General features: G+C 48.0%; 27 protein-coding genes. 1 reads left to right on the forward strand and 26 read right to left on the reverse strand.

Annotation, left to right across the window (positions count from 1 at the left end; translation table 11 throughout):
* Positions 1-2: 2 nt before the first annotated feature.
* The 16 genes from D104_RS23070 to D104_RS23140 all read right to left on the reverse strand — a co-directional run bounded on the left by D104_RS23070 (position 3) and on the right by D104_RS23140 (position 13,487).
* Positions 3-1,391: a conjugal transfer protein TraH gene (locus D104_RS23070; RefSeq protein WP_024023020.1), complete on the reverse strand. Its 1,389-nt coding sequence runs from the start codon at positions 1,389-1,391 to the stop codon at positions 3-5.
* Between the two features lie 2 nt (positions 1,392-1,393).
* Positions 1,394-2,338 carry a thioredoxin family protein gene (locus D104_RS23075; protein WP_024023021.1) on the reverse strand — a complete coding sequence of 315 codons (945 nt, stop codon included), beginning with the start codon at positions 2,336-2,338 and terminating at the stop codon, positions 1,394-1,396.
* Between the two features lie 92 nt (positions 2,339-2,430).
* Complete coding sequence (locus D104_RS23080) at positions 2,431-3,135, reverse strand: hypothetical protein (RefSeq protein ID WP_024023022.1); 705 nt, start codon at positions 3,133-3,135, stop codon at positions 2,431-2,433.
* An 89-nt stretch (positions 3,136-3,224) separates the two neighbouring features.
* Positions 3,225-4,298 (reverse strand): DUF7146 domain-containing protein, encoded by a 1,074-nt coding sequence (locus D104_RS23085; RefSeq protein WP_024023024.1) that lies wholly within the window; start codon positions 4,296-4,298, stop codon positions 3,225-3,227.
* Between the two features lie 91 nt (positions 4,299-4,389).
* Positions 4,390-4,731 (reverse strand): hypothetical protein, encoded by a 342-nt coding sequence (locus tag D104_RS23090; protein ID WP_024023025.1) that lies wholly within the window; start codon positions 4,729-4,731, stop codon positions 4,390-4,392.
* The gene (gene radC, locus D104_RS23095) at positions 4,731-5,228 is read right to left on the reverse strand and encodes a RadC family protein (protein WP_000797298.1); all 498 of its coding nucleotides are present in this window, start codon (positions 5,226-5,228) and stop codon (positions 4,731-4,733) included. Before radC ends, D104_RS23090 begins: the two co-directional genes overlap by 1 nt.
* A gap of 82 nt (positions 5,229-5,310) precedes the next feature.
* Positions 5,311-6,966: a VWA domain-containing protein gene (locus D104_RS23100; RefSeq protein ID WP_024023026.1), complete on the reverse strand. Its 1,656-nt coding sequence runs from the start codon at positions 6,964-6,966 to the stop codon at positions 5,311-5,313.
* Positions 6,967-7,035: 69 nt separating this feature from the next.
* Entirely contained in the window at positions 7,036-7,476 is a 441-nt protein-coding gene (locus D104_RS23105) for a hypothetical protein (protein ID WP_024023027.1), read from the reverse strand.
* A 61-nt stretch (positions 7,477-7,537) separates the two neighbouring features.
* The gene (locus D104_RS23110) at positions 7,538-8,491 is read right to left on the reverse strand and encodes a DUF3150 domain-containing protein (protein ID WP_024023028.1); all 954 of its coding nucleotides are present in this window, start codon (positions 8,489-8,491) and stop codon (positions 7,538-7,540) included.
* Between the two features lie 98 nt (positions 8,492-8,589).
* Complete coding sequence (locus D104_RS23115; RefSeq protein ID WP_000970191.1) at positions 8,590-9,357, reverse strand: hypothetical protein; 768 nt, start codon at positions 9,355-9,357, stop codon at positions 8,590-8,592.
* Positions 9,357-10,316, reverse strand: coding sequence for an AAA family ATPase (locus tag D104_RS23120; protein WP_007104990.1), 960 nt, complete (start codon positions 10,314-10,316; stop codon positions 9,357-9,359). The genes D104_RS23115 and D104_RS23120 overlap by 1 nt, the downstream gene beginning before the upstream one ends.
* Before the next feature lie 209 nt (positions 10,317-10,525).
* Complete coding sequence (locus tag D104_RS23125; RefSeq protein ID WP_000862954.1) at positions 10,526-11,542, reverse strand: YqaJ viral recombinase family nuclease; 1,017 nt, start codon at positions 11,540-11,542, stop codon at positions 10,526-10,528.
* Between the two features lie 60 nt (positions 11,543-11,602).
* The gene (locus tag D104_RS37440) at positions 11,603-11,746 is read right to left on the reverse strand and encodes a hypothetical protein (protein WP_000167276.1); all 144 of its coding nucleotides are present in this window, start codon (positions 11,744-11,746) and stop codon (positions 11,603-11,605) included.
* Positions 11,747-11,827: 81 nt separating this feature from the next.
* Complete coding sequence (bet, locus tag D104_RS23130; protein WP_000414662.1) at positions 11,828-12,646, reverse strand: phage recombination protein Bet; 819 nt, start codon at positions 12,644-12,646, stop codon at positions 11,828-11,830.
* Positions 12,647-12,725: 79 nt separating this feature from the next.
* Entirely contained in the window at positions 12,726-13,145 is a 420-nt protein-coding gene (locus tag D104_RS23135; RefSeq protein ID WP_000795984.1) for a single-stranded DNA-binding protein, read from the reverse strand.
* A 15-nt stretch (positions 13,146-13,160) separates the two neighbouring features.
* Positions 13,161-13,487 carry a hypothetical protein gene (locus D104_RS23140; protein WP_000455722.1) on the reverse strand — a complete coding sequence of 109 codons (327 nt, stop codon included), beginning with the start codon at positions 13,485-13,487 and terminating at the stop codon, positions 13,161-13,163.
* Between the two features lie 367 nt (positions 13,488-13,854).
* Here D104_RS23140 and D104_RS23145 point away from each other — a divergent pair, with 367 nt between their 5' ends.
* Positions 13,855-14,457, forward strand: a complete 603-nt coding sequence (locus D104_RS23145) for a hypothetical protein (protein ID WP_000035788.1) — start codon at positions 13,855-13,857, stop codon at positions 14,455-14,457.
* 90 nt (positions 14,458-14,547) lie between these two features.
* On the opposite strand, the gene D104_RS23150 is transcribed toward D104_RS23145, so the two are convergent.
* The 10 genes from D104_RS23150 to D104_RS37720 all read right to left on the reverse strand — a co-directional run bounded on the left by D104_RS23150 (position 14,548) and on the right by D104_RS37720 (position 25,894).
* On the reverse strand, positions 14,548-15,210 hold the full coding sequence (locus tag D104_RS23150; RefSeq protein ID WP_000342215.1) for a uracil-DNA glycosylase family protein: 663 nt from the start codon (positions 15,208-15,210) through the stop codon (positions 14,548-14,550).
* A gap of 30 nt (positions 15,211-15,240) precedes the next feature.
* Positions 15,241-15,573 carry a hypothetical protein gene (locus D104_RS0118675; RefSeq protein WP_001132435.1) on the reverse strand — a complete coding sequence of 111 codons (333 nt, stop codon included), beginning with the start codon at positions 15,571-15,573 and terminating at the stop codon, positions 15,241-15,243.
* A 231-nt stretch (positions 15,574-15,804) separates the two neighbouring features.
* Entirely contained in the window at positions 15,805-19,497 is a 3,693-nt protein-coding gene (gene traN / locus D104_RS23155) for a conjugal transfer protein TraN (RefSeq protein WP_000805219.1), read from the reverse strand.
* A gap of 2 nt (positions 19,498-19,499) precedes the next feature.
* On the reverse strand, positions 19,500-20,528 hold the full coding sequence (locus D104_RS23160) for a TraU family protein (protein ID WP_000735888.1): 1,029 nt from the start codon (positions 20,526-20,528) through the stop codon (positions 19,500-19,502).
* The gene (locus tag D104_RS23165) at positions 20,512-21,639 is read right to left on the reverse strand and encodes a TrbC family F-type conjugative pilus assembly protein (RefSeq protein ID WP_002040538.1); all 1,128 of its coding nucleotides are present in this window, start codon (positions 21,637-21,639) and stop codon (positions 20,512-20,514) included. Before D104_RS23165 ends, D104_RS23160 begins: the two co-directional genes overlap by 17 nt.
* 7 nt (positions 21,640-21,646) lie before the next feature.
* Entirely contained in the window at positions 21,647-22,159 is a 513-nt protein-coding gene (locus tag D104_RS23170) for a S26 family signal peptidase (protein WP_002040537.1), read from the reverse strand.
* The gene (locus tag D104_RS23175) at positions 22,143-22,490 is read right to left on the reverse strand and encodes a hypothetical protein (RefSeq protein WP_001044649.1); all 348 of its coding nucleotides are present in this window, start codon (positions 22,488-22,490) and stop codon (positions 22,143-22,145) included. The genes D104_RS23170 and D104_RS23175 overlap by 17 nt, the downstream gene beginning before the upstream one ends.
* Complete coding sequence (traC, locus tag D104_RS23180) at positions 22,483-24,882, reverse strand: type IV secretion system protein TraC (RefSeq protein WP_024023029.1); 2,400 nt, start codon at positions 24,880-24,882, stop codon at positions 22,483-22,485. The genes D104_RS23175 and traC overlap by 8 nt, the downstream gene beginning before the upstream one ends.
* A complete protein-coding gene (locus tag D104_RS23185) occupies positions 24,882-25,574 on the reverse strand; it encodes a DsbC family protein (RefSeq protein ID WP_001228924.1) in 693 nt (230 codons plus the stop codon). The genes traC and D104_RS23185 overlap by 1 nt, the downstream gene beginning before the upstream one ends.
* Positions 25,575-25,705: 131 nt before the next feature.
* Complete coding sequence (locus tag D104_RS37720) at positions 25,706-25,894, reverse strand: hypothetical protein (protein WP_001997940.1); 189 nt, start codon at positions 25,892-25,894, stop codon at positions 25,706-25,708.
* Positions 25,895-26,000 lie beyond the last annotated feature (106 nt).

Raw genomic sequence — 26,000 nt, forward strand, 5'->3', positions numbered from 1 at the left:
ACCTATTCCCCCAGTGCCGTAGATTTAACGGTGTAATAACGCTGTTTGCGAATGGTCTGAATCACCTGGTTAAAATGCGCCAGCAATTCTTGCTCTGAGCCGTATCTTCGCTGCAACGCAGCGTACTCCTCATTGATTTGGCGACGTGCACGTTCAAGGTCTTCCGTTAATAACTTCGCATAGGCATGATCTTCCACACCGGAGGTACTTCTAGCTGCATTGAGCATGTCTTCAACCAATGCTCGCGCCATCTCAACAGCAATAAATGGTGCCGTTCGTGAAGCAAACGACCTAGCGGCCCCTTCATTTAATGCAGAAAGTGTTCGAATCATGCCGCCAATGCTCGCAGGAGCCGATGTCATAAAAGCCTTTTCGGTGGTGCTAGCAGCTCCTGTATTTCGAGCAAACTTAAAAATAATGCCGTTACTGGAACCTGTACCAAGAAGTAAATTTTCTACTTGGGTTGATAACCCCGTCAGGGTCACGTTAGTGATTGTCGGATTCAGACAGCCGTCTTGTGTCACTGTGTCACATCGGTACATAGCGACGTTACCGCCGTGAATTAGATGCTCAATAGTCACTTTATTGCCATTCAGTCTGGTCAGTTTCGGGGCTTTACCTTGGCCATCAGCGGCATTAGCTAGATCACCAACAATGATCGAACCAGTCACCGACATAACTGCTTCAAGAAAACGGTCATCCCCCGATGCAAACCAGCTTGATGCCGAATGACGTTTCAGTGCTCGCCAAACCAAATTACCTTTAATCGTTCTGTTTACATCAGATGCCGCGACACTCGAAGCGTTCTCATATGGGTTCTTACCATTGGACTCACTCCAACTGGTAAAAATGTCCCCAGCCCCTTTAAGTGAGCTCAACATGCTGGCTTCTGTTTGCCCCTTTTTTCCAAAAGCAGCCAGGGTATCGTTCACGACTCCCTGAGCCATTTGACAGGAATTACCAAAATACTCGTTCAACTGCTGGATTTTCTTTTGCAGTGTCTCCATGTGCTGAGAGCATTTCTCACACATAGCACTGAGCGCCAATTGGAATGCATACCCCTTGGCGTTTGCAGCAACAGAGCGAAGTAATTGAACAAACTGATCCGCGTTAACAAATGACAAACTTCCCGCGAACATATCAATGCCGCCACAACCGGCTTGGAATGACGGTGGCACCATAGAGACGAGGTTCTCGTTCATGATCCTGTTACGAACAACAACGCTTCCTCCAGATATAACGCCACGCCGCTGACTCTCGAATACACCAGGCGCAGTGGTGTTGGTCATTGAACCAAACAACTGGTTCATCTCCTGTTGCAAGCTTGCTTGGCTCATAGATGAAAAACCAATCGCACAGGCGATTAGCGATACTCGGATTACTTTTTTCATTGTTATAACCCTCCTTGTGCACGCAGATAGCGAACAAGGAACTCAGGGTCCTGTAATATCTTTTCGTTAAGCTCTTGGGCTGACATCGCGAGTGACACGCCGGGTTGAACAGGTCTGGTGGCATAGTAAGTTTGATCGTCAATCCAACCGGCTTGATGGGCTGCGAGAATGATTCGATTATTGAGCTCATCAAGGCTCATTGCGCCTTGTCCAATCGGAGTAATAACGTTAGGCGGGTCAACTAAGAACACGGCAGGGACAGTCGTAACGGACAAGGATTGTGCTTGTCCTGAATCGACTTTGTAATTGGGAAACTCTCCACCGGGTAAAGGCAAGCCATCGACAGCAATAGCAAACACCTCGAACCCATAGTTCAAGGCCATAGATTCGATGATAGGCGCTTGAGCATGGCAATAAGGGCAATCCGAACGATAGAAAAAGAACAAACCAGCCCGCTTCGCTACTTCACCTAAAGCTACATCACGTTGAGCGCCAGCTTCTCGATCCATCCGATTGGCAGCATAGGTCGCCAAGGGTCTGCGACTGATTTCATCCAAAACAGGATCGCCCATGACCACCTGCTGACTAACATCAGCAAACTGTGAGCCCTTATCCATCATGACGCGCTGGAGATACAGATAGGCTCTGACGTTCTCATTCGTCGGCTCATCAATTGCCTTGTCCATGAACGACTGCATGTGCTCACGAAACCAGGCAGCACTGAAAGGCTTTAGCCCGTCCTTAGTGGGCTCCACAACACCAGATTTCGGCTTCATTAGGTCTTCAGACTCGGCTGGCTCGGGAATGACCTGATACCAAAACCAACCTTCCTGACCACGCTGATAGAATTGCCCATCACTAGCATAGGCGGGCAAGATGAATAGAAAGAAAATAATGATTGGGATGGTCACCCATAGGATGAACCAAGGTAACAAAGGCGTTCTCATTGTCAGCTCCAGAAATTTCACAGAGCTAACATGCTAAAGATCCCCGTAAGAGCGATTGGCCAGATAGATGAAGGAATCGTGTGTGTTTCTGACTATCTATTAAACACTGTTACTAACGTAAGTGCTTTGGCTGATGGCACCATCACAAAGTGCATACCAGAGCTCCCATGACACCAAAACTCTGCCTGTACGAAATATTTTTTTGCTTTCTTTGAAGCTATACATTCTGGCAATAAAGATTTTGCCAATTCTGTGCTACACAATTTAGCGCACAAAGCCTTCCAAGGATGCTTAGGTACACCGCCTGAAAGCCGTTCCACAAACCTTTCCAGTGCATGACGAGTCACCACGACAGGCCCAATGTTCGGAACGTTGATGACCTCATCGATTTCTCTCACGGTAGCATTATCGACGCTGTATTCTTCGAAGGAATATGAGAGCCAATCTTCCCGTTTCTCTACCGATATCTGTGCTTCCTGGTATCGAGTGAGCAAAAACCTAGTCAGGCTGTAAAGTGAATGCTGAGTTGAGCGTTGTTTCTGTAACTTTTTGATAGCTCCTTTACTGACCCGGATTTGAAGCCCATTACCGCTTCGGTTACTCCCCATCACCTCTTTCACTGACAGTAGGTGATGAATCGCATAGAGCTCAGCTGCAATTGGCTTTTGCTGCTCAGTTAGCTTGTCGTATTGCTCACCTAAATCGACCTTTAGTTCACCACCTCTTCGAAGGCCGGTCTTCCAGTAAACCGTAAACTCACCATCAATCTGCTTTGTTAACAGGGTTAATACCATCATGTTTGTTTCTCCTATTGGTTATCTATTTTTCATTCTCCATGATTTTTCAAATATGCAAGGCGCAAAAAAAGGGGCCGAAGCCCCTTAGATCAGATATGAACTTTCGGAAAGCCCATGGCTCCGTAAACATTCAGCACATCATTCCAATCCCAACTTTTCACGCCAAGTGACGTTGGTATCGGAGGGATCAGAACTTGTGTCAGAATGCCTTTTTGCCAGGCTTTTTTCTTGAGTTCATTCGCTGCATTCAGGCCGGTCTCAGAGAGATCGTGATCTGCCCAGATGTACAGCATTTTCACATTACTTGGTGGTTCAAACCTAGCCAGTAGCGTTGCATTCACAACCGACCAACATGTCTGTCCCGTAGCTCTGGTAACCGCTAAAGCTGTTTCGATGCCTTCAGAAACACCTAATACCTCACCAGGCTCACCTATCGGAATGGCACCACCAGTGATTGTTCTGTCACTTGGTATCGGCATCATCTTTTTAGGCTTTTCAACCGGCGCTTTGAATCCATCTTCACTTAGGTAGATCCGATGAAACGTGGCCGAACGCCCTTGCTGAGTAACGATTTTACCTAGCAGCGCTGGGTAGCTATCGATAAACAAGCCATCTTCATCATGGTAAGGCAAGTTTGGATGATACCTCAGCACCGAATCCCATTCAGGACGAAGCCGGGTAACAATGCCACGACGATGCATGTAGTTCCAAACTGGTTGCGCACGAGTATCTGCAAGAGAAAACGTTTCTCCCCAGGTTTGATTCAAGCGATGGATAATCGCTTTGTCCTCGTCCTGCTTTCTAGCCTTCCAATCAACTGCGTTACTCGGTATTGGCCGAATAGGCGCTTGTATTTGTCCGGGTTGAATACCAAGAACCTGGCCGATTGCTTCAATAGACTGAGCAAAGTTCCATCCATTAATCCAAGACAACAGTTCAAAACCATCATGAAAGATACCGCAGGTGTTACAAACGCCACCTCCGGTATATTCAGCATCTTTGAATAGCCTAAAGCCATCACGACCGCCATGAACAGGACAAGCCACATGACGGCCCTTTCGAGCAATGGCGGCATCAAGTTCTGGCACCAATACCGCTAATACTTGAAGCCATTGGCCATTAAGATATGGCCTTACTGTTTCAATTTGTAAAGGTAACGCCATATAACCTCCTTAAGTAAAAAGCCGACTCCTACCACTGGTGGTAAAAGTCAGCTTGGGTCCTGCATTGAGCCGTTTGGTTAATGCAGGAACGTTAGTCAAGCTGGATACCATGTCGTCTTAATAGCCACATGATGGAATCACGAAGCACATCAGGATCGACAACCGCAGCCATCGCGCAAACACGAAAGCAAAATGGCGTTAATTCGTCATTTTGAATCCACGACAACACATCCCTTCGCAATCGAGTACTGACACGACCGTCCAGCAATACACGGATCGCATCCAATAGAATGCCTTCGCGTAACTGCCAGATTTCCGTGTCAGACCAAGTGACTGGGGCATCATCAAACTCAAATAGAAATTCGAGCTGTGATGACGTGTGTTGATAGGACTGCTTTTGTGATGAAGGAGAATGGGCAATGCGCCCATTCATTAAAGATAACCGCGTTCGGCAAGCGAAACGCAGCCCTCGGATGCGACCACGACATGGTCAAGCGTTCGAATATCAACAAGTGACAAGGCGTCACGGAGTCGATGAGTGATGCGTTTATCAGCTTCACTGGGTTCAGGATCACCCGATGGATGGTTATGAACCAGTATCACTGCTGCCGCATTAAGTTCTAGCGCTCGTTTTGTTACTTCCCTTGGATAAACGCTCGCTGCATCTAAAGTGCCTTTGAACAGCTCTTCAAATCGAATAACGCGATGCTTTGTATCAAGAAACAGTACGCCAAAGACTTCGTGCTCATACTCGTGCATCAGTGTTTGCAGGTATGAGAACGCCGACGATGGCTGTTCAATTTTTCGACCTTTACTCAATCGACCACGGGCAAGCTTGAGCGCCATATCTAAGATATCCGCTTCAGTCACTTGCTCAGGAACGATGTAAGTACCGGCTTCTTCGCCAGCTAAGAACTTTCTGTTTTTCATAGGAGTCTCCAAAAAAAACGGAGACGAACCCATGCCCAGGCGGGGACGGAATCGTCCCCGCAGGGTGGTAAAATGGATGTGGTTACTGAATTATCAGTTGTTGTGTTACTTCGAATAACTCACGCTTCAGATCTTTGACGTCGTTAATCACGATGCTTCGAGGAAAGAATTTCTCAACACTGCGTGTTTGAATCCCGATCCCCAGCAGCTCAAAGCCACTGCGTCTGCACCGGTCAACAATGTCATGCGTGGCAGCCCAATCATCTGGGTCACCATCCGTTAGCACTATCATTAGCTTTCGCTTCTGTTTTTGTGCCAACAAACTGTTTGCCGCAAACCACATAGCTTGTGCCATAGGCGTACAACCTCTTGGTTTTTGGTCAAAACAGGCGGCCCGATGTCGAACCGATTGCTTGGGCAATAACGCGATAGAAACTTCCTGATGAATACCAGGAAAATAACTGACCGCAGGTACAACACCCGGTATACCTTCCAATGCCATGGCTAAAGCCAAAGCGGCTTCATTGGCAACATGAAAATACTTGCGATTACCTTCGCCAATGGGCTTACCCATTGAGCCCGATATATCGACAAGCAAGTGCACAGCAGCATTAGGCGCAATGCGGGGCTGCCTTTGAATAAACAATCTCGACTCACCTGCTTGTGAAGCGGCAAGACGATGAGTTGCCACTCGAAGACCGTACCGTTTGGCATGATTCCGATTGTCCTGACTGGACTGAACCATGCCCCTAAGTCGGGCTCGAATTTGAGCCGACTCAGACGCCGATAAGGTCAAGATAGCCTCATCACCCAACATAGCTTGCTCTGCTTGGGGCAAACTGAGTGGAGTGACGCCCTGATGTCCTTCTGCTTGTTCCGACAACACTTCTGCCACTTGTGCAAAGGTATCGAGTTCAAAGTGAGCGGCACTGGCCTCTAAGGCTTGTCGCAAATTGTCAGCTTGATCAGAGTTATCTGAATCACTCGTTTCAGCAGCATCCCCTGTTGCAGACGAACTTGTTTCCGGGGTTTGACTGTCACTACTGCTATTGCTGTCATTACTCGCATCTTGTCCAATGTCATCACCGCCATCAGCATCAGACTCATCCTGTGGTGGACGAGATTCTTCTTCCAACATGGCAACGATGGCATCGACAAGTTTCAGCACTTCACCTGTAGATGCCAGGCTAGGCACTGCTGTCAGCATGGCGCTTAACCGGCTCATCGCTGCGGCAGGAAAGAGTTGTCTCACTCTTTCATCAACAGCTTGATACAAAGGCGTCAGCGCTTTCTGGCCCAGAAAATGGCATCTCAAGCGAAACAACAACCAGGCTTGCAAGTTAGATGCAGGCTCAGGCTGTTCAGGTACACACATTTGCTGTGTGTCCACCATGTACTCAATCACTTGCGAAATACTGCGCCGGGTTCCGGGGTAATCCTTTGCCAATTCGTTTTCAATGCGCACATCCTCAATAATATTGAGAAGTGCCTTACGGATCGGCTTAGACGACGCCTTCTTCACCATGTCAAAATTGGTATGCCGAATATGCGCCGCTTCATGAGCCAGATAACCCCAAGCTATTTGTTGATAGTGTGGGTCGTCTGGGTTTGCTGTTGGGATCACAATCCGCTCACCATCGGTAAACGCATCTTGTCCTTGAATAAGCACCTTCACACCAAACTTTTCGCCATAAGCGGCGGCAACGATTGGCAGTGCATTTTTTAATGGATGATTCATGGGAGTCACCTAATCATTAGGGGGAAGACTCCCTCAGCGGGAGCGTTTCCCCGCTGGGAATGTAAGTGTTTAAACCTGTGCTTTTAGCTTAACCAGGTCGTATTTTTGACCTAACCAAGCCACCAATTGAGCGGTACTCTCGTGCTGCTCAAATGACGTTTTAAGCTGGTCTAAACTCAGGATGTCATCCAATGTCAGACCATACTGGTCTTGTAACTGAGTAGACACCTCGTGTTGATATTGCAGCCAGGCCCGCTCATGAGCGGTTTGCTGCAATGCCATGTTTGGAACAAACACCATGGCCGTTACCCAAACACCTTGCCCGTCCGCATCTGCGATCAATACAGGGTTCTTGGGGATCACGACACTATGTGTTGAGTACGATCGTTGTACTAACGTTCGACAACACGCCACTTCTGGTATCGATTCACTTTCAACCGCATCAGTCACACCACGAAAATGCGGTTCAAACTGGTTCAGTTGGCTGGGGTTATGGATGGTTGATTGCATAATTTCCTCTTACATAGTTCAGAGGACATGCGCCCTTAAGGGCAACATGCCCTCAAGGACGTTAGAAATAAAATGAGTTTGGTACAGTCGAACCAAGGTTTGGTCTGACGGTTGGTTGTGGTATTGCACGTAAGTTATCTGCCTGAGCAGATACTGGCTGTGCGGGTTTAGGTTCAGGTTTGGGCATCAGTTGTCTGATATCCAATTGACCTTCACCGTGCATTCTCATCTTGTCTGGATCAGACAAAATTAAAATGGTCGCCATCAGTTCGTGATAGAGATTGTCTGTCACAGGGCCGGTCTTCGGCAGACGAACAAATAAATTGTCCATCGCTTCAACCATCGGCTGAACTCGATGATCCAGGAAGGACAAACCATCCAACTTGTCTCTTAACCGTTTGAGAGGATTAAGGGCTCGCTGGCTGATTTGATTCTTACCTGCAACGGAACGCTCAAACAGTTCGTTGGCATCACGAGCCACCTCCCTAAAGAGGGTGTGCCCCATGCCATTGACCTTGTCATCTAAGCCACCAGCTTGGTCAGCCGGTTGCATTCGATAGATGGCATAATCGAACTGAAGGCGTTGTTCCACGTCTTCGATGGGTGATAATGCACGCCGAATTGCATCTGCAAATTCCGGGTGTTTTGCAACCCAGTCAAAAGTCACCTGATCATAGTTGTCCAAGAACAACTGCTTGCACTGCGCAAACTCCTGACCGATCCGGTCAAGCTCTGGAACAATCTGATCAATTCGGTCTTCAGGGACGGCATAGCCACCTAAGAACCGCACACCGACTTGCTCACACAAACGCTGCGCTTCTTTCTTAAGCCTTTCAAAGTTCGCCAATGCCTCAGGGTCGCAAATTCTTTTACTCCCTAAGCTGGCAACATCCTTCGGTGGAAGTTGGCTGCCATTGGCTAATCTGAAATCTTCAGGCCTTAGTTTTTTTCTACCGCTCCAGATGGAACAGTCGATGTGACAAATCAAAAGTTTGTCGAGGGTTTGAATACTCATAGTGCATCCTCATGCGAGATGGGGACGCACCACTCCCAACAGGAGCAATGGCCCCCGCTTGGGTGGTAGTAGTTGACGCGCTAATGGCAATACCACTATCAGAAATAGTAATTTTGCGAATCAGGCGACGATTGGTTGAGATCGATTTTCACAGGCATTAAGTCCAGTGCTTCAGCTATCGGGCGAACCCGCTCTAAATCACTGCCTAGCAACCGCAATACATCTTTTTCCAACTTCAGTTGGTCGGATACTTCTATCCCTTCAGGACTCGCTACTGTGAGCGAACACAGTGGTGGTAATTGACGCTTAAAAGCCAGTAACAGCAACAATGGCCACGGGCCATCATCAGTGTTAACAATGCCAGCGCCTTCACCTGACACCATGCTGATTTGATTGGTACTAGGTAATCCGCTTTTGCAAAACCCTAATGACCATTCTCCAATCCTGACTTGGTTATCATCAATAACAGCCAAGCCATAGGCTTCAAGCAGCTTTGCCATATCGAACAACGCTTTTTGCGCCAGCGAGATTTGACCATTGACGTCCTTGCGAGTACGAAACTCCCAACTGACGTTATTGGCGCACGCGACGCTATCAAGCGCATTTGATAGTTCAAATGGCCGCCCTTGATGATCAATGCCGACTTGTCCAACAAATCGATAACCCTTGTTGATTTTCTCATTGATTCTTCGGTCTGCTTCTGCGTTAGGATCAGTCGAGTCAATTAATCGCTGCTGCGACAATTGACCTGCTTTTCCAAACCGAACTTCAATCTCCTGGGTATCTGATCCAACGTAAATGGCCCATTCTTTGGCTGTCCCATCAGAATGACTGTAACGGTAAAGAGCAAAGCACTTTTCCATCATCAATCCTCCCAGTGGTCACCGAAGACATCAGCGGCAATACGGTGAATGGCTTCACGTTGCTCCAACTCAGCACGAGCCGTCAAAGACCGAACCAGTGCATACTCCACTGCGTTAGGAGCGCCTTTAAAAGCAAGTGTTAACTTTGCCCAGCGCACCAAGGTCCGAGTGGACATGGTGATACTAAGCTCTGCACCGCCATCCGCGCCCCCAATAAAAAGACGACGAATGTCACCAGCCACCTTCACCATTTTTTGGCGAAAGACCTCTGGTAAGCCCGGCGCAACGTTCTCCAGAATGGCTTCCTCTACAGATGGTTCTGCATAGGTCGCTTCAATGATTCTAAAGCGATCAAGGAAAGCCAAATTCTGTTGAAGCACACCTTGATACAAGCCCGTTTGGTCACCGCTGCCCGCACTGTTGCCGGTAGCGATAAAACGAAACTTGTTATGTGGCATGATGATCTCACCGCCATTTTGTGCGATGACCAAAGGGGCACCTTCCAAAATGTCATTGAGCCCAGCCAGTTCAGCAGGCTCAGCAAGATCCATTTCATTAATGATCAGCAAATGGCCATGCTTTACAGCCAGTGCCAGCGGTCCATACACAAAGGTCATGTTGCCATTAACCAGTGTGTGGTGACCGATAAGATCGGACAATTCCAATCGACCGTGCGCAGTAATTTGCTGAACAGGCCAATTCAATCGAGAAGCAACTTGGCAAATTAGCGAGGTCTTCCCGCATCCAGTGGGGCCTGTAATATACAAACCGTCACCGTCTGGGTTAGACAAGAACGCCAATACGTCACGTAAGTCTTCTTTTCTAAAAACATACTCGTCCTTGCGAACGGGAATGTTTGGATGGGTAGTGTCGGCACTAAATCCTTCCAGAACGAAAGCATCAGGAGCCGGGACATTAAACGCTTGATTCACTTGAACCAAAAATGGGGATTGTTCAGTCATGGTAAACCTCATCAGTTTTGACGAGGCTCCATGCCCCAGCAGGGAATGAAGTCCCCGTCGGGTGGTATGTTGATTGTGGTATGGCTGTGTATGTAAGAGTTCAGCTCGCTCTATCATTCGTACCCAGCATTGGCTACGAGTGAAACTGCTTTCTGATGCACTCCATATGAGCGCATTAGAAAGGAGCCGAAATCGGCTCCAAGTGAACGTTAAAAATAAAATGAGCTCGGCGAGTCACCTGGCAGAACCAAGTTCTCTTGCTCAAGGCTGATTTTGATTGGTGTTTCAACGGGCTGCTCTGGCTTATTGGTGCTAATGCGCAACCGCTCTTGTGGCGCTTTTCGGTAAGCGGCTAAAACCTGTTCATCCAGCTCGCCTAACTTATCGGTGGCCAATTGCTTATAGTCCACCGTGCCCGCCATCATGTAGCGGCTGAGTTTGACCCCAGCATAGTCGGCATGAGCGTAGTTACCCATCATGGCGACCAATTTTGACTGGGCGTCTCGCATTTCCTCTTTCAAAGATTTAATGTGATTTTCCAGTCGGACCACTTCGGCATGTGCTGAGCAATACTGTCGAGACAGCGATGTCCAACGGTATTGGGCTTCACCCTTAGGAACAAAACAATCTTGCTCAGGGCATTTTGACGGTTCTTTTTTGGTCTGTACTAACTCCCAAAACTGAAGCGCTGTTTCTTGCAATTCAGTTAAGAACGCCGCGTCTCGTTGTATTTCAAACTCAATCAGTTGATCCTCAAAATAGAATACCAACCAACCACGCGTGCTATTGGCGACCAGTATTTGATGCTGTACTTGCACCCAATACAACTGGTACGCCTCGCTTTGTTCTCGATGAGCTTGCACATCCTCAAAAACTGACTGGCAAGGACATTTCAGTTCAACGGGCTCGCCCGCATCGTTGATGCCATCAAAGCTGGCTCGAAAGATTGCGTTATGATCGGCTTCTGCACATAACGGCAGAAGAAAGTCATTATGCGCATTTTCAAATGCTCGCCTTGCTTGAGGCTCCAACCGTATACCGCGAAGCACATTTGGATTATTCGACAGGTCTTCCGGTAATACGAATCCAGTTTTTTCTGCCCATAATCGCCAAGGTGTTTTGTAGGGTGAACGCCCCATAATAATTGGGGCTTCAGATGCCGTAACCCCTGCAATGCGCCACTGGTGCCATGCAGGAGTACGTTGTGATAGGTCGATAACCTTCATATTGCCTCCTTTGAAGGGAGACTCCCCCGAAGGAGAGAACTCCCCTTCAGGGTTAAGTGGTTACTTTGCAGCTTGTGCTAACGCTGTTTGGTGCTGAACAACACTTGCTTGAAGCGAATCAATTGCCGTTTTACCGGCTTGAATCGAACCTACGACAAGGGCAACAACCAATACCAAGCGAAAAAGTGAGGCTGATTTAGTCATGGAAGATCTCCAAAAAAAGACGAGACCTTCCCCCTGACGGGAGAATAATCCCGCCAGGGTTAGTAAAATGAATGCGTGGCTCTAAGAAGCTAAAGGCTGTGTGAGCGCTTTGGCTGCTTGTTGCTGTGCATTAAATATTTCTTGTTTCGCAAACGTCAGTTCAACACCTTGAAAATGTTCATTGGCATATTCCAATGCACTATTCCAAGCGTTTGAAGCTTCCGCCCGCTCGATAAGCTTGTAAACAAGCCCTCGGGTTCGATCATCAACTTGCTCGGGTGGAATCACCGATGGCTCAACAACGTGTGTTGCTTGGCCTTCGATAATTCGCTCCGCTTCGTCTTGATCGAAAATTCCCACAAAGCCAAACGCAATGCGGGAACACTGGATCATGGATTTATGTCTTAGCATTCGCTTAGTGTGCGTCTGCCATGGACCATCTACCCGGTAAGGGCCATTTTTGCCGTTACCTTCAAAAGGCGGTCGATAGACTTCATCCAGATACTCAGTGATTTTGACTGGGTGCGAACGGTCGCGCCGATAGATGATGCATTCCATCCATTCAGGGCATTCTTTCGCGCCATCCAGTGAGACTTTGTTTTCTGAAGTCTTAAACTCCATGCCATCAAACTGGTCGTGTTGATTGATGATGCGAGACCATCCATCGACACCTACCACTGGAATAATTCCAGCTTGTTTATCAGGGAACGCAAAAATCTCTTTGGTGAAAGGGTTCAAGCCGTACTGATCTGCAACCACCAAGAGCGCCATCATCTGCTCATTGGTCGGTGCACTACCGTCACGTTGCTTGAATGCTGTTGCTTTTAGGGTATCGAACAATTTGTTTGGATCGACACTAAAGCGCTCAGCAAAGCGTTGGATTAGCTTTGGTTTTTCCATTATGGACTCCGACAATCAAAGTGGGAGTCTGCCCCTGACGGGAAAGTACTCCCGGCTGGGTTAAAGCGTTTTTGCTCGGTTAAAAATCTGGTTCAGGATAAGTTTGTGCCCAATTAGCTTGGGAGCTCGCATCATCCGCCGGTGATGGCTCAGATGCTTTGTTCACACTATCAAGAAGCAGAAACTCGTCCGCGTCCACTTCGGTCAATCGATGCTTAATGCCATCTTTCTCCCATGAACGCGTGCGCTGAGGCCCTTGAACAAAAAGCTTCGCTCCTTTTTGGATTAAATCTTTTGCTCTTAGCCCTAACTTAAATCCACCACGATCTCGAAAAACGACCCGATGCCATTCCGTATGCTCTTTGAGCTCATTGGATTGACGGTCGCGCCATTTCTCAGAAGTGGCCAGTGAAATACTGGTCACTAAATCACCTGATGGATAGGCTCGTGTCTCTGGCTCAGCGCCAACGTAGCCTATGAGTGTTACTTGGTTTTTCATGATGTTCTCCTCGTCTTAGTTGAACTCTGTGCACACAGTCGCTTCTACCCGGCTGGGCAAAGAAGACTGACGACGCAGATAGGTTGGTATTTCGAGTAAAGCCATGTCGTACTGATGTGGCTCTTTGTAAAACGCAGATGTCAAACGGGGCATACCAGGAGCTTTAGGCACTGCCATTGGACGACGTTTTGGTGTTGGTGTGAGCAATCGCTTGATTTGAGTAAGTACAAATCGAAACGGACGCACGCTTTGACGAGCAAGCAATCGCAAAAGCGACCAGCTCAGTTTTGCTAGCAACATAATGCCCGCGATTTGGATAATAAATCCGAAGATATATTCCATTGGTGACTCCATAATTTGGTTTTGAAGGAGTCACCCCCAACTGGGGAAAACTCCCCCAGTTGGGTGGTGAAAAGGCGAACCGTAAGGAACGCATGGTTGAGCATGTAAGAACATGCAGGCTATTTGTTTAAGGAGGCTAGCTACCTCTTAGTACCACTGAGAATACTCAGCGGCGGGCTTCCTTTGAGCTCATGCTCTCAGGCGCAGATATCACTGAAACAGATCAGCAATATTTGATAGTCAGTGTAACCGTCTTATCCAGACAGGATAGTCAGAAAGATGCTCAATTCTTCCACCTAGCTGAAAGGCCATTACCTCACAGAGGATTAGTCTAGGGACTGATTATTGTCATATCAGGAGCAAACTTATGGCCCAAGCAAAACCCAGTTACTCAAAACCCATCTTTGAACAATCATTCACAATTAATAGCTTACAGGCGCAACGTGTCGTTGACCGTGTTTTTAGACGGACGGTCAGTGCGCTTTACGGAATCGATGTCATCCTGCGCATCATTGGCGATGAGAACGAAATTGATGACGTGGAACAGATCATTAGCCAGTTGATCGAGGATTGCGCTAAGGCGGTAGACAACGAACAATCTCGTTTGGACAAATTGATGGAGTCCAACGGCATCGATGAAGTACCTGACTACACCGACCCGATTACCTTCAACGCTAAAATCAGCTCGCCTCAGGTTGGCCAGTTTGTCGGCTTAGTGCGCAAACTCGATTCGTTGATGATCTCAATGGACACACTCTGGTTATCTAGCGTGCTTAGTAACAAGCAACGTGTTGATGGCAACTACGCATGGCAACAGCGCATTATCAAACTTGCACGACGCATTATTGATATCGAAATTCGTGCACGAAAATCAGCCCAAGCTAAGGGTAAAGAAGCAGAAGTTGAGCAAGCGGTGCCTTCAACCGATGACGATATCACTGAAGAGGAAACAGATACTCCCGCCAACTAGCGAACGGCTCCCATCACACAGCCCCTCTTGAAGGGGCTTTTTCAAGATACGACGCAAGGCTTGCGCTGCATATAACTATTCAAGCATTGGTTATATATGATTTTTGTAAGCGTGGTAGTTATCGAGTACTTGATGATAAAGCATGGCCGACTTTTTTCTTGCGGCAGGATGGAAGGCATTGATGAAGACAACCCCGTCATTAACATGCACTCGTTCGCTAACTTTTTTAAGCTCAGGGAATACGTAACGTTTAACTTGATTATATGTGCCGCAAAGCACAACAATATCAGGGTTAATCAACTCAATTTGCCTTCGAACAAAAGGGGCAAATTCTTTGGCATGGGCGTCAAATGATTTTTGGTCGGTTCGCGCACTTCCAGATGTTTTCCTTATATTTATGTATGCAATATTCTTAACTGCATTTTTTTCATTTAATTTAGCATCTCTCAGTGACGGCACAGCCCCATCATATTTTTGAAGTCCGTAAGCCCAACGCCCCACCCGACGAAGAACCTTTCCTCGCCACCATCCACTTGCCTTCACCTCAATAGCCCTATTAATAGCGTTGACAATATTTTGCTTTGCTTCATTTGTTTCCTTTAAAACAAACAAAACTTTTTTACCACAACTATCCCAGTCCTCAGTTGAAATCACTCCATCGTAGTTGAAATACCAATCCTTCGGGAATGCCTCTGACCATGCAACCATTAACTTATCAAGACAGTCTATTTCTGAAACATATTTATCATCCATAGGAAAACTCAGGCTGGTTCTTATAAAACATCATTTGGATAGATGGGTAGTTCCATTAGGTAGCCATTCAATATTTAAAGTGCCACCACCAAAACGCACAATCCCTTCCTTTTTCGGCAGCTCGTTACATTGACCTCGGTATTCTATGAAATTATCCAGAAGTTCAAGCAAGTGTAATTTGAAGCCTGATTCGGTGACCTGATCAAAAATGTCATCTTCAAGAGTCCAAGATGTTCCGCTTAGGCGGTCTTCGTCATCTTCCGCACGAAACACCACCTCACCCGACACCTTCACAATGTCAGGGTGTTGTTTTGAAAGCATAGACAAACGAGTAGCTTCAAAGTTTTGATCGAAATTAGGCATTATTAATTTTCCTTTTATCATAAATTTTATATGTGCCAGACTATCAGCTTTTCCTTTTTGCAGCAGCCTCCTAAGTCTGAAAATGGTAAAAAAATAAGAGCAAATTGCGCACACGCTGAACAGAAAGTATAAGAGGCCCAAAGTGCCAAATTGGTTACCTTAAGGCGCAATAAGCTCATTAAAGTAACCATGATGGAACATTATTGGCAAAGCTGTTTTAGATGGATACGCTCAATTATTCCCCGAAATTTCTTCCGTCGCCTCCTGACGCAGTTTCTGTGCATCCATTCCGTTTAGCCGTTCAATGGCTCTATCTGCGGCACTCTGACGATTTCCATCAACGTTTAGCGTACTTCCTGAGCCTGTGAGTCGTTCCAGATCCAGTGACGGTACTTCGGGTAGGTTGCCTGTTATCGACAAGATACCTATCCATTCATCGAGATTGACTTGGCTCCAATCTACCTGGTTTAACTGACTCGCGGTCAAACCTTCACAGTTTGGTGACTTGGCACTGCCCCAACCAAGGCCCAATTGAGGACGTACTTGTTCTTGAATGATCCGTGAAAGTGGCGAAGTAAAACAGCAATATGACTGCCGTTTTTCAACACAGGCACCTAAGAACTTAGACTTGCAGTAAGAGCCTACATAGTGGCAACTCTTCAATACCCGCTTGGCGTTCATTTCAAACTCGCTCTGCTCACATTTCCAGATAAGCTGAATGAGGATCATAGTGACTGAATAAATCATGTAGGCCGTCATAACCGTACTCAGAACCGCGCCCGCAGCGCCCCCCAGGGCAAAGTTACCACCCGAAACGACACCATCGGCTCCAACCGCACCACCAACGTTACTAAACAGTGCCGATTGCGCCCCCGAACCAAACGTAGAGCCTACCCACTCAGCCGTTTTGTTGGTCAACACCTGCATAAAGCCAGTCGCAGCTTGCTCCGCTCCCGCGCCAGCAGCCGTTGATGGCCCAGCCCCCATGAGAGAGTCCCATGCAGACACAAAAGGCTCTTTAACCGCACTCCAGGTACTGGTGATTGGTTCCCTGAGCGTATTCCACGAACCATAGATTGCCGAAGACGGATTCATGGCCATGACTGCCGTATCAAGCTTGTTAACCGCCACTATCATCGTGATGTAATCCGATAACGACACGCCACTTGGCTTTTCACAGCAATCCACTATGCCACCAACGGCTTTTTTGCACTGGCCAGCATTACCTTTAAAGACCGTACACTCGACGTTATCTTGGCCATCAGCTCCCGTACATGACATATCATTGGTCATAAACTGCGCCGCATTAAGCATCGCTGCGGCTTCTGCAAAGTTAGCCTGCTTGATTGACTCTGGCTCTAAACAATCTGTGCCCATACAGCGAACTGGCCCCTCACAGTTGTATTGAGTTTCCATTCGTGCATTTTGCACTTCAACGCTTTGTCCGCAGTCATACACCAAACTTTGGATATAGCAGAAGCCTTCATGACCAGCCCCGCCTTCAGTGCATTCGGTTCTGACGTACTGGCAGGCCAGGTTTTGCTCCAGCGCGGCACACGTATTGGTGGTCGTGTTTTGTCCGTTATTAACGATGGTTTGTGTATTACCATTGGCATCTACCCAGCTATCTGAGCTGCCCATGTTGAACTCTGGATGAGCAGTCGAAGCATTGTAGGTTGCTCTTGCCCTCCAGCATGAGAGTCCCAGTCCATCAGAGCTGCCGCGACTGGTTAAATGAACAGGAGACGAAACAACCGCTGGATAAAGGCTCCCAAGATTGGCCAACTCGCCACTACCAACCGTTAACCCGTCGATTCGTTTTGTGCCCGTATCCAAACACTGCCACTGCACGGCAGTAAACTGATCCGTTTGCATCAAGCATTGGTCTATGCCCGGATCACTTGATTGATGAACAACGTCCTGTTCTAAGTACTTGCCAGAGAAGGTCAATGAAGCGCTCAGTTTCGCAGGAGCCAAACACTTCTGAACTTCTCGGCTGCAAGTATCGAAATCGACTTTGTTCCAGCCGGATTCACATCTGGAACGAGTAACTTCCTGAGGTTCATGCCACGAAATAATCGACCCATTGGCGACTTTACACAATGAACCAACCAAGGTTCCTTTTGGACACGTCATTTCAGGGTATTTAATGGACGGTTTCGTCTCAGTCACCGTTTCCTTATTGCCCGTCAGTGAGAGTGTCGTTTTCCAACCATTTGCCTTGGATGGCGACTCGGTAATTTTTATCTCAGTATTTTGATTATCAAAAATTCTCAGTATCGCGTTCCCAGTTTGCATAGTACTGCTGTGCTGTGGAACAAAGCTGAGCGTTTCAGAGCTAAAGCAACCACGCTCAATAGACCAGCTTTGTTGATGAGTTTCAGCGGATACACGTCGTTCTAACTGACACTCAGTAAGCGTGCTGATCTTCTCGCACACCTGGTAATCCGGTACATGCTTGGTTTCAGTAAATGGCGTAATCGTCTGAGTAGGCTCACAGGCCTCAAAACTACTTGGCATAAGGTTAGATACCACACACTTTGGATCGCTGGTTTGCAATCCACAGTCATAGGTATCGGTAAAACGAATGCATTCACCTTTATCATTGGTCTCGGCACATTCTGACGACATGAATCCACAGGAAGGATTCGCTTCAAGCACTTGGCAGGCCTGATTTTCAATCCCCTTATAGCTTTCATCATCCACACTGACTTGTACACGCCGACACAAAGGCGATATGCCAGCCACAGGGCTAGGGGCAAAGTAGGATTCACAAACTGAAACACCATTGACCACCGTACATCCGTTGGTTGAAGAAGGCTGATCCGTGCATTGAATGCTGTAGTCTGAAAACTTCGTCGGGATATCCGCTGCTTGTTCGATACAGGATTGTGGCGACCAACTATCATTCATCACTACCTTGGTTGGATCAAAGCGCACCTTTATGCGTGCATAGCCCTCACCACTACCCGTAACCGATACGCGAATTTTTACCGGCACTTCTAAACCTGGTTCTACCGCTTTTAGCTTGGCAGTGAGATCGGTATTTGGATTGCGCTCCCAACTGGTACTGAGCTCGCAACGACCTGCCGTTTCTGGTGGAAAGTTATTGTTCGGCCCAGACCAGACTTTCTGATCACCAAGCCACACTTGCATGTAGTCATCCCATTTGGCGTATTCAAGAACGGCTGAGGTAATCGCATCGGGGTTCACGACTTTGAGTGTGATGGCCTGTTCAAACACTTTACAACGGCCACTCCAGTAGTTGTCGCCAATTCGTCCAATCCAAACTTCAAGACACCCCTCACCACAAGAGCGAAGGTTCATCGGCCCTGAAACATGCTCAATGATGCCTGCCGTGTAATCGTGAGTAATAGTGCAGCTGTTAACCGCTGTATTGAGCCTGTCACATTGCTGGTAATTTGGGCTGCCTTCACCTTGAGACTCACAGCCGGGGAAGCTTTGGGTTAATAGATTGGGGTCAGTTTGAACCGCATCAGTTAATGCCCAAAGCGGATCATTGACCATATCTGGCCGAGACCTGTCTTTGATTTGCTGTAGCGAGCGAAACGCCTCACCCGTAGCGCCACTTTCGGATGCCATGCTCTCTTGGCGCTGCGTCCCCAATTGATTCATGCTGGCATCAGAGCCATAAACGCCCGTTAAGACATCTAATGAGCCCTGATCCATACCAGGAAATAGCTCTTGCAAGTTAATGGACTCATTACCACTGCCACTCGGCACCAACAATGTATTGCCGTTAAGTGCGGGCATCGTCCAGTTTTGCAGTAATTGCTTACCTTCTTGTTGTCCGCTTAAGCCGGATTGGCGCTGCACATCAGCGGCCACACCATGTAAGGGCAAGCAAGCCATAGTGATTGATAAAACACCCGCTAAAACTCGGGTAAAAAGTGTTGGTTTCATAGTTAACCTCCCGAGTTACAGCAGTCTTGCCAGCGCCACAAAATGTAGAGCGCATCTTCACCGGCACCGGGGATCGTTCGCCACTCTCCCCATTTCATGGTGCTTTCACCGATGACATGCGCACTTTCAGTTTCCGGTACAGGGAAGAACATACTCATCTTGTATTGGGATTTCGGCAGCATGGGTTCGATAACAGGTCGGCATAGCGCACTGTTCCCCATTGTTCGCCTAGCAAGACCACGCCTGTGTTGAGCCGCGATTGCACGCGCCGCTAAATGGCTGGTGTTTTCTGCTAATGAGCCAATGGCTAAGGTGTGGCCAGATAAGGGATAGAGATGGCCCCAACTGCCAGCACACCAAAACAACTGGTCGATGGGTTTACCAAGCGTCGATGAGGCAGCGTCAGCGGTACAAGCCGAAATAGCCAATGGATTGGCAACGGCAGCAGCTTCAGGCTGAGTAAAAAAGGCCAGTTCATCGTTCAGCCATGTTGGGTCCAATTCCGACAAATACATCAAGTCAAAGTCCATGTAACCATCGGCATTGCAATTGCCATCCATGAACAAATCGAGCATGACCAAAAGCGGAAAGGCGTAATAATGGTAATGGTAGAAAGCGAGATCACCGGTGTCGTATTCACCCTCGCCATGACCACCTTGCAGTCGTCTATCACCTAACGGTAAACGAATCCCTCCCAGGGAAGGCGAGCAACCCGGCGTTCTGACCAGTTCAATCAGACGCGCTGGCTCCCACATGCTGGTAACAATACCTGGCCTTGGCACACCTAAGTTGTCTTCACATAAGCAAAATGACTTGTTTGATGCGCCGCTTGGGACATTTCCAGAACCAAGAGGAAGACCGGCAACCCGGATAGGAAAAATGCATGACCAGCAAACATCCGTCAGCAACTTGCCGGACAATAACCCCGCGTCTGGGCAGGTCAGGTCGGCTTTTGCAGGAATAGATGCGCTTAGGACAAACATGACAACGAGAGTCCGCAACAGACGATACGTATTATTGAGCTTTTTCATGAACAAGCTCCTTTGCTGGAATTTCTTCTATTTCAAACGCGAGTCCCTTTGCTTGAACAAACGATGGGGTGACTTGCAAATCAAAGCGCTGCTTTAGCGAGGCATTGAGAAGATAAACCGGACTGTCCAATGTCTTTTCTATCGCATTGAGGCGATTCCAGCCTTGAGTACGGTCGAGCTGCGTGGTGATAAGCGTAATGCGGCGCAGTGTCCTATCTTGGCCCTCAAGCCAATGCGCTACTGCGTCCACTTCTTCAGCGTTCGACGCATTAAACACCACGAGCTGCTGAGTAAATGGCAAGGCTTTTAGCGGGTTAATACGCGTTCCCGCTGGGATCAATGTTCGGCCATTGGCATCCAATAGTGGCCGCTGCATGACGATGGTTGGATCAACCGTTCTTATCCGATACTGCGTGGCTTTGGGTAACTCAGTAAATGTTTGGCGAGACCAGAAACGCTCAATGGCTTTTTTCTTTAACGCTCCCAAGTCAATCGACTGTAAACGCTGCATCGCTACTTGCACCAAATCCGGTTCTAAAATCGAATGAATAGGACCGCGTTGACCCAATGAACCGGTATTGCCTGTTTCAATTTGACGCTGCAACCAGTCCTTGCTGTAAACCCCTAGTGCACTTGCAGTCACCTTGTCATCTTCTATGCGGAAAATAGCAGGCACGCTAGTCACCCGCCAGTGCACAAAGGCTTTCGGATCGATTCGAACCTGAGGAACAGGATCAAGCCCCGTCATCAGCGTATGCCAATCACGGATAGCCGCCCCCAAGGTCTTTCCTTCAGGAATTCCCCGAAACAACACAATAGCGCCGGTAGCACTGGCCTCTTTAAATAGCTGCTTCAGTGAGGAATCTCCCAGTGAAGACGACGCAAAAATCAACCATTCATCGTTATGTTTGAGCGACGCAGGTTGTTCAATCGGTGAAAAAGGCTCGATAAATTCAGATGAACCATCCACAGCACTTTGTAAAATGCTGCGGCTCATTTCAACGATCTTTTTGTCCTCATCAGACAACGGATAAGGCTCTTGTGCCCAGGAAACTTGAACCCAAGCCAATGGAGCAACCAACAAAAATAAGAGGCATAGTCTTCTCATCATCCACCTCCTACCAAAGCGGCCAAGCGCGACCAACAATCTGCTCGCGCTTAACGGCATTCCAATAGCGGGAGTCAAAACTCGTTGCAGCCTCACCGGAAAACCAATATTCGTTTTCTTGCAGCGTCAATGAGCGGCTAAATTCTGTTTCCGCCACACCAAGACGCTGGGCTAATGCCATGCCATTTGAGACTTCAGCACCGTTCACCATCACATGCTCAGGCGTCACCTTGACTTCATCCCCAGGCATCCCTGTTAGGCGTTTCAGCATCCGAGTACCGTCGTTATATAACGGAGCGAGTCCTTTTGAGTGGAAGGCATACAAACCATCCTTAACGGGCTTTTTATTCCATAGGTCAATCAGATACACCGTGGTATCAGGCAGGCAGCGCTCTTGCTGGGTATCAATACCTATTCGGTAGCGCATCATGGCGTAGGTGCCTACCAAGGCCATGATTAACGCAAGAACAGTCAACTGGATGAGGTATGGCCGCCAAGGCATTCTTTTACGGAGTATCTGCATGAGACACCTCCTTTGAGCCTAATGGCACAAATACGGAATCATCAGCACCCACCACCGCTTGGGCATCCAGCACGATAAAACCGGCTGCTTTTAGCTTTTCAATTTGCTGATTGGTCTGAAGCAACCTGGATTCGATGTCTTGTTCGCTGGCATTGGGGCCCAGTGACAGCACAGCCTCCCCAAAATCCACGACCGCAATGGGCGTACTTAACGCCAACTGGCTGTGGATGGGTTCGAGTGTTTTCATTAAGAGCCAGCTGGTCATTAAACCGCTACCAGCAATAGACAAAGTAATAGAGGCCATAAATGGCCAAAGCGTGGTCTTATTCATAGCCTCGCTCCTTCAACAACTGAGAGATGGCATCAGCAACAGAAAGGCCTTTGCGCGTTAACTGTTTAATCGCGTTTACATCTTCTGCACGGGACGAGTACAACAGCTTGTGAAACGGATCGACGATGAGGCGGCCAATCCCGGTGCCCATTTCGGTAATAAAGAAAATTTCGGAATAGACACCAGTGACGGTATGAACCGTTTTCAGGTATTCATAGCCGCCTTCACCTAGTGGCAAGCGGCCTTCTTTTTTGAGCGCGTTGATGGTTTCAGCTTTTTGACCAAGCAGGTACATATTGGCTGAGTTTTCAGCGATGGCTTTACCTGTAGGGCTATCATACAAATCGTTGACCGATTGCGTTACCGTTACAGCACTGCCACCATATTTTCGAAATCGCCGGTAACCCGTTTCGATAAATTTACCGACATCACCTTGAGTCAGCAGATCCCAGGCTTCGTCGATGAACACAATCTTGCGACGATCCCGCTCACCTAAGTACATCTCTTGTTGGATTTGGTAGATAAGCTGAAGCAACACCACTTGTTGTAGATGCTTACGCCCCTTGAGCTCTTCTAACTCCAGAACGGTGAAACGGTTTTTGAAGCGAATATTATTGTGGCCATTAAAGAAGCGGCCATATTCGCCCTGTGTCGTAAATGGATAGAGCTGCTCACCCACGTCTTGCACACGTCGGTCTTCGTGATTTTTCAAGGCCTCTGCCACATCATCAACCAACATGGCACGACCTTTTTTCTCCCACAGTTCACGGGTCTGACGCTTTAGGTTTGCCATCTGAAAATCGGTTAATGACTGCGTAGGTGCGGCCATTGCGGCCAATAACCCAACCAACACATCCGCTTCTTCGTCATAGTCCTCAACGATTTCAAACGGATTTAAGCAAATGCCACTGTTTCGCCCGAACTGTAAGAACTCACCGTCATAGACTTCACACAGCTTTTCATAAGAGCGGCCAACATCAATCACCCAGCATTGCCCGCCTTCTGATAGGTAGGAGGAGATGATTTCGTTCACCAGGAATGACTTACCCGATCCCGATTGCGCCGCGATGCAACAATTGTAATTACTGCCCGAGTCATAAAGGGACACACTCATGATCTGGCCATTACGGGAAACAAAGTTAATCACCGGCGTGCCAGTGCCTTTCCAATCCGCAAATAAAGGCAACAGAGGGATGACATGCCGTGTCGCCATGGTCTTGAATCGAAACAAGTCGTTCATCGCCTGGCGGTCAGCACCAAATGGCAAGGCATTCAGGAAAATGGGCAAACAGAAGTACTTGTCTTCCATCAGCTCAAATCCGAGTTCTTTGAAATAAGTTCGAGCATTTGAAACAGAGCTGATGGACGCTTCTCCCGTTGGTGAAAACAGCGTCAAAGTCATATTGGCCCGAATAGGACGATCACCTTCTTGCAAAGCTTCAAAAAGAACATCAAATCCCTTTTTCTTGGCTGCAAGCACCGGCACAAACTTGAGCATCGGGCCATAGGCCTGATTGACCGCCCACTGACGCTTCGTCTCTAAACGAGATCTCATCGCCTCAGCTGAGGGAAAGTGAATGGTGACATTTAGCAAAAAGCTGCCGCGTAAACCGCGACTGCCCGTCATCATATCGCCCGCAAAACTTGCGGCACGACCAAACCAGATCCGCTCAGGCAAGCGTTTAAACGATAAGGTTTTAACTCGGTAATCGCCCAGCATCAGACCTTGGCTATCCACCTTGATAGCTCGGTCATAATCCAACACTTGCTCCCGAAGTGGTTTATCTGCCTCACTGCGGATTGGTGATGGATTGCGCCAGGAAGCATCTTTTCCCCAGTTAAGCTGAGCACTTATTGCCGCGAGCCAGTTTCGGTCAGTCATCTCAGTGACGCGAAAACCAACCGTTGCCAGCGCTTGCGAGAAAGAAGCCCGAAGCGCGGATGCTCGACTCAACTCACGCTCCGTCGGTATAGGACTTTCCAAAGGCAATTTGCAGGTGACGATCAGTTGAAAGTTGCGAACCTGAGTCTGGGTCGATTCTTCTATCGGTTGAACCGTGCCCCCATCGAGAAAATCCGCACGTTTGCGTATCGACGCCCTAAGCAATGGATCGGATTGACGATGCCGTAAGCCCATCATGCGCTGAAGGTCGGTTTGAATATCAGGCGAGGCGTACAGGCCAAATTGCAGCAAAGTGTCTTTTGGCCAGTCGTTGTTGAGAAGAACATTAACCCTGTCTGCAACAGACTCATCACCACCCGGCAATGGGTCACATAGAAAACCAAAGCCAACACTTTGGTCTTCCATGAAAAACAGTTGCTCATCGTCTGAATAGGCCAATACTGGCAATAGCTCTGAAGCGCGTTGCCCTGAATACAGAGAGGCTTTCATTAACGCCCCTCCAACCAAGCAGAAAGATCATAAGGACGGCCTCGGCTGATGCGACCATCATTGGCGACGATGAAAGGCACACCTTGAATGCCCAGGATTTGAGCCGTCACCAAGGTACGCTGCATTGGTTCTAAGTTGCAGGCATCATCCTGTTCTAGGTTACCAATCCGGCCATTCAGCAATGCATCGGTGGCCGCTTTTTTGTCACGCGCACAGCCAAGCTGGCGAACCTGACGCTCTGAATCAGGACCAAGCACTGGCACAGGGAGTATTTGGAAGGTGTATTCTTTGGTTAGCGGTAGGGCTTGTTTCAAAAGCTCATGGCAATGCGGACACCGGGGATCAACAAAGACCACCACTTTCTTTTTGCCTTCACCCAGCGTCAGTGGATTCAAATCATCCATTTTTAAGCCAAGACGACTTAAGTCCAGCGTGTTACCCGCTTCACGAATTTCTTCAAGGCTGGTAAGCGGCTTTTTCGACCAGGCATCATAGAGCGTGCCATCAATGACGAACCGGCCACTGTCTGACATGAAAACAATACGGCCATTGCTTTCGACCGCTTTCATACCCGTGACCGGCAAAGAAACCATGCCGTCAATTTTGCCAACGGGCGACACTTCAGACACAGGTTCAGCTTGAACCAATGGAGACAGCGCAAGCGCCAGAATAATTGGAGATAGTTTTCGCATGAGGAGTCCTCGTTAATGTAAATCGAGGCTCCAGTCTATGCAGTTGTCCTATGTGGACTCGGTTAGATAGATTGAAGAAATCGCAATCTAACTAGGGGGCTTATAGCTCGTTGAGGTTTGTTATAAACGAATTACTCGGCGTTTGCGTTAACAAGCCAATCATCAAGCACTTGCTTCAATTTATCTAATTGCTCTTGATGTTTTGCTTGATTCTTTGCCAATTTGTTAATGTTCTGCAACTTCCAACGAATCGCTGGCAAGTCTGCTGCTTTAGGATAGTCAAACAATGCCCAGTCAGGTTGTCCTCTTTTGAATGACATAAGGAAAGCATGATCCCTTTCTGTGAAATGTTTTTGCAGTTCAATTAACATCATGGGCCTAAGAGGCTAAGTCTTCGGGGTATACGGATTTAATGGTTGATGGGGC

The sequence above is a fragment of the Marinomonas profundimaris genome (assembly GCF_000508165.1).
In the GTDB taxonomy this organism is placed as follows: Bacteria; Pseudomonadota; Gammaproteobacteria; order Pseudomonadales; family Marinomonadaceae; genus Marinomonas; species Marinomonas profundimaris.

Excerpts from the sequence above, each read along its gene's own strand:
- D104_RS23070 (WP_024023020.1), bottom strand. The coding sequence starts at position 1,391 with ATGAAAAAAGTAATCCGAGTATCGCTAATCGCCTGTGCGATTGGTTTT.
- D104_RS23075 (WP_024023021.1), bottom strand. The coding sequence starts at position 2,338 with ATGAGAACGCCTTTGTTACCTTGGTTCATCCTATGGGTGACCATCCCA.
- D104_RS23080 (WP_024023022.1), bottom strand. The coding sequence starts at position 3,135 with ATGATGGTATTAACCCTGTTAACAAAGCAGATTGATGGTGAGTTTACG.
- D104_RS23085 (WP_024023024.1), bottom strand. The coding sequence starts at position 4,298 with ATGGCGTTACCTTTACAAATTGAAACAGTAAGGCCATATCTTAATGGC.
- D104_RS23090 (WP_024023025.1), bottom strand. The coding sequence starts at position 4,731 with ATGAATGGGCGCATTGCCCATTCTCCTTCATCACAAAAGCAGTCCTAT.
- radC (WP_000797298.1), bottom strand. The coding sequence starts at position 5,228 with ATGAAAAACAGAAAGTTCTTAGCTGGCGAAGAAGCCGGTACTTACATC.
- D104_RS23100 (WP_024023026.1), bottom strand. The coding sequence starts at position 6,966 with ATGAATCATCCATTAAAAAATGCACTGCCAATCGTTGCCGCCGCTTAT.
- D104_RS23105 (WP_024023027.1), bottom strand. The coding sequence starts at position 7,476 with ATGCAATCAACCATCCATAACCCCAGCCAACTGAACCAGTTTGAACCG.
- D104_RS23110 (WP_024023028.1), bottom strand. The coding sequence starts at position 8,491 with ATGAGTATTCAAACCCTCGACAAACTTTTGATTTGTCACATCGACTGT.
- D104_RS23115 (WP_000970191.1), bottom strand. The coding sequence starts at position 9,357 with ATGATGGAAAAGTGCTTTGCTCTTTACCGTTACAGTCATTCTGATGGG.
- D104_RS23120 (WP_007104990.1), bottom strand. The coding sequence starts at position 10,316 with ATGACTGAACAATCCCCATTTTTGGTTCAAGTGAATCAAGCGTTTAAT.
- D104_RS23125 (WP_000862954.1), bottom strand. The coding sequence starts at position 11,542 with ATGAAGGTTATCGACCTATCACAACGTACTCCTGCATGGCACCAGTGG.
- D104_RS37440 (WP_000167276.1), bottom strand. The coding sequence starts at position 11,746 with ATGACTAAATCAGCCTCACTTTTTCGCTTGGTATTGGTTGTTGCCCTT.
- bet (WP_000414662.1), bottom strand. The coding sequence starts at position 12,646 with ATGGAAAAACCAAAGCTAATCCAACGCTTTGCTGAGCGCTTTAGTGTC.
- D104_RS23135 (WP_000795984.1), bottom strand. The coding sequence starts at position 13,145 with ATGAAAAACCAAGTAACACTCATAGGCTACGTTGGCGCTGAGCCAGAG.
- D104_RS23140 (WP_000455722.1), bottom strand. The coding sequence starts at position 13,487 with ATGGAATATATCTTCGGATTTATTATCCAAATCGCGGGCATTATGTTG.
- D104_RS23145 (WP_000035788.1), top strand. The coding sequence starts at position 13,855 with ATGGCCCAAGCAAAACCCAGTTACTCAAAACCCATCTTTGAACAATCA.
- D104_RS23150 (WP_000342215.1), bottom strand. The coding sequence starts at position 15,210 with ATGGATGATAAATATGTTTCAGAAATAGACTGTCTTGATAAGTTAATG.
- D104_RS0118675 (WP_001132435.1), bottom strand. The coding sequence starts at position 15,573 with ATGCCTAATTTCGATCAAAACTTTGAAGCTACTCGTTTGTCTATGCTT.
- traN (WP_000805219.1), bottom strand. The coding sequence starts at position 19,497 with ATGAAACCAACACTTTTTACCCGAGTTTTAGCGGGTGTTTTATCAATC.
- D104_RS23160 (WP_000735888.1), bottom strand. The coding sequence starts at position 20,528 with ATGAAAAAGCTCAATAATACGTATCGTCTGTTGCGGACTCTCGTTGTC.
- D104_RS23165 (WP_002040538.1), bottom strand. The coding sequence starts at position 21,639 with ATGATGAGAAGACTATGCCTCTTATTTTTGTTGGTTGCTCCATTGGCT.
- D104_RS23170 (WP_002040537.1), bottom strand. The coding sequence starts at position 22,159 with ATGCAGATACTCCGTAAAAGAATGCCTTGGCGGCCATACCTCATCCAG.
- D104_RS23175 (WP_001044649.1), bottom strand. The coding sequence starts at position 22,490 with ATGAATAAGACCACGCTTTGGCCATTTATGGCCTCTATTACTTTGTCT.
- traC (WP_024023029.1), bottom strand. The coding sequence starts at position 24,882 with ATGAAAGCCTCTCTGTATTCAGGGCAACGCGCTTCAGAGCTATTGCCA.
- D104_RS23185 (WP_001228924.1), bottom strand. The coding sequence starts at position 25,574 with ATGCGAAAACTATCTCCAATTATTCTGGCGCTTGCGCTGTCTCCATTG.
- D104_RS37720 (WP_001997940.1), bottom strand. The coding sequence starts at position 25,894 with ATGTCATTCAAAAGAGGACAACCTGACTGGGCATTGTTTGACTATCCT.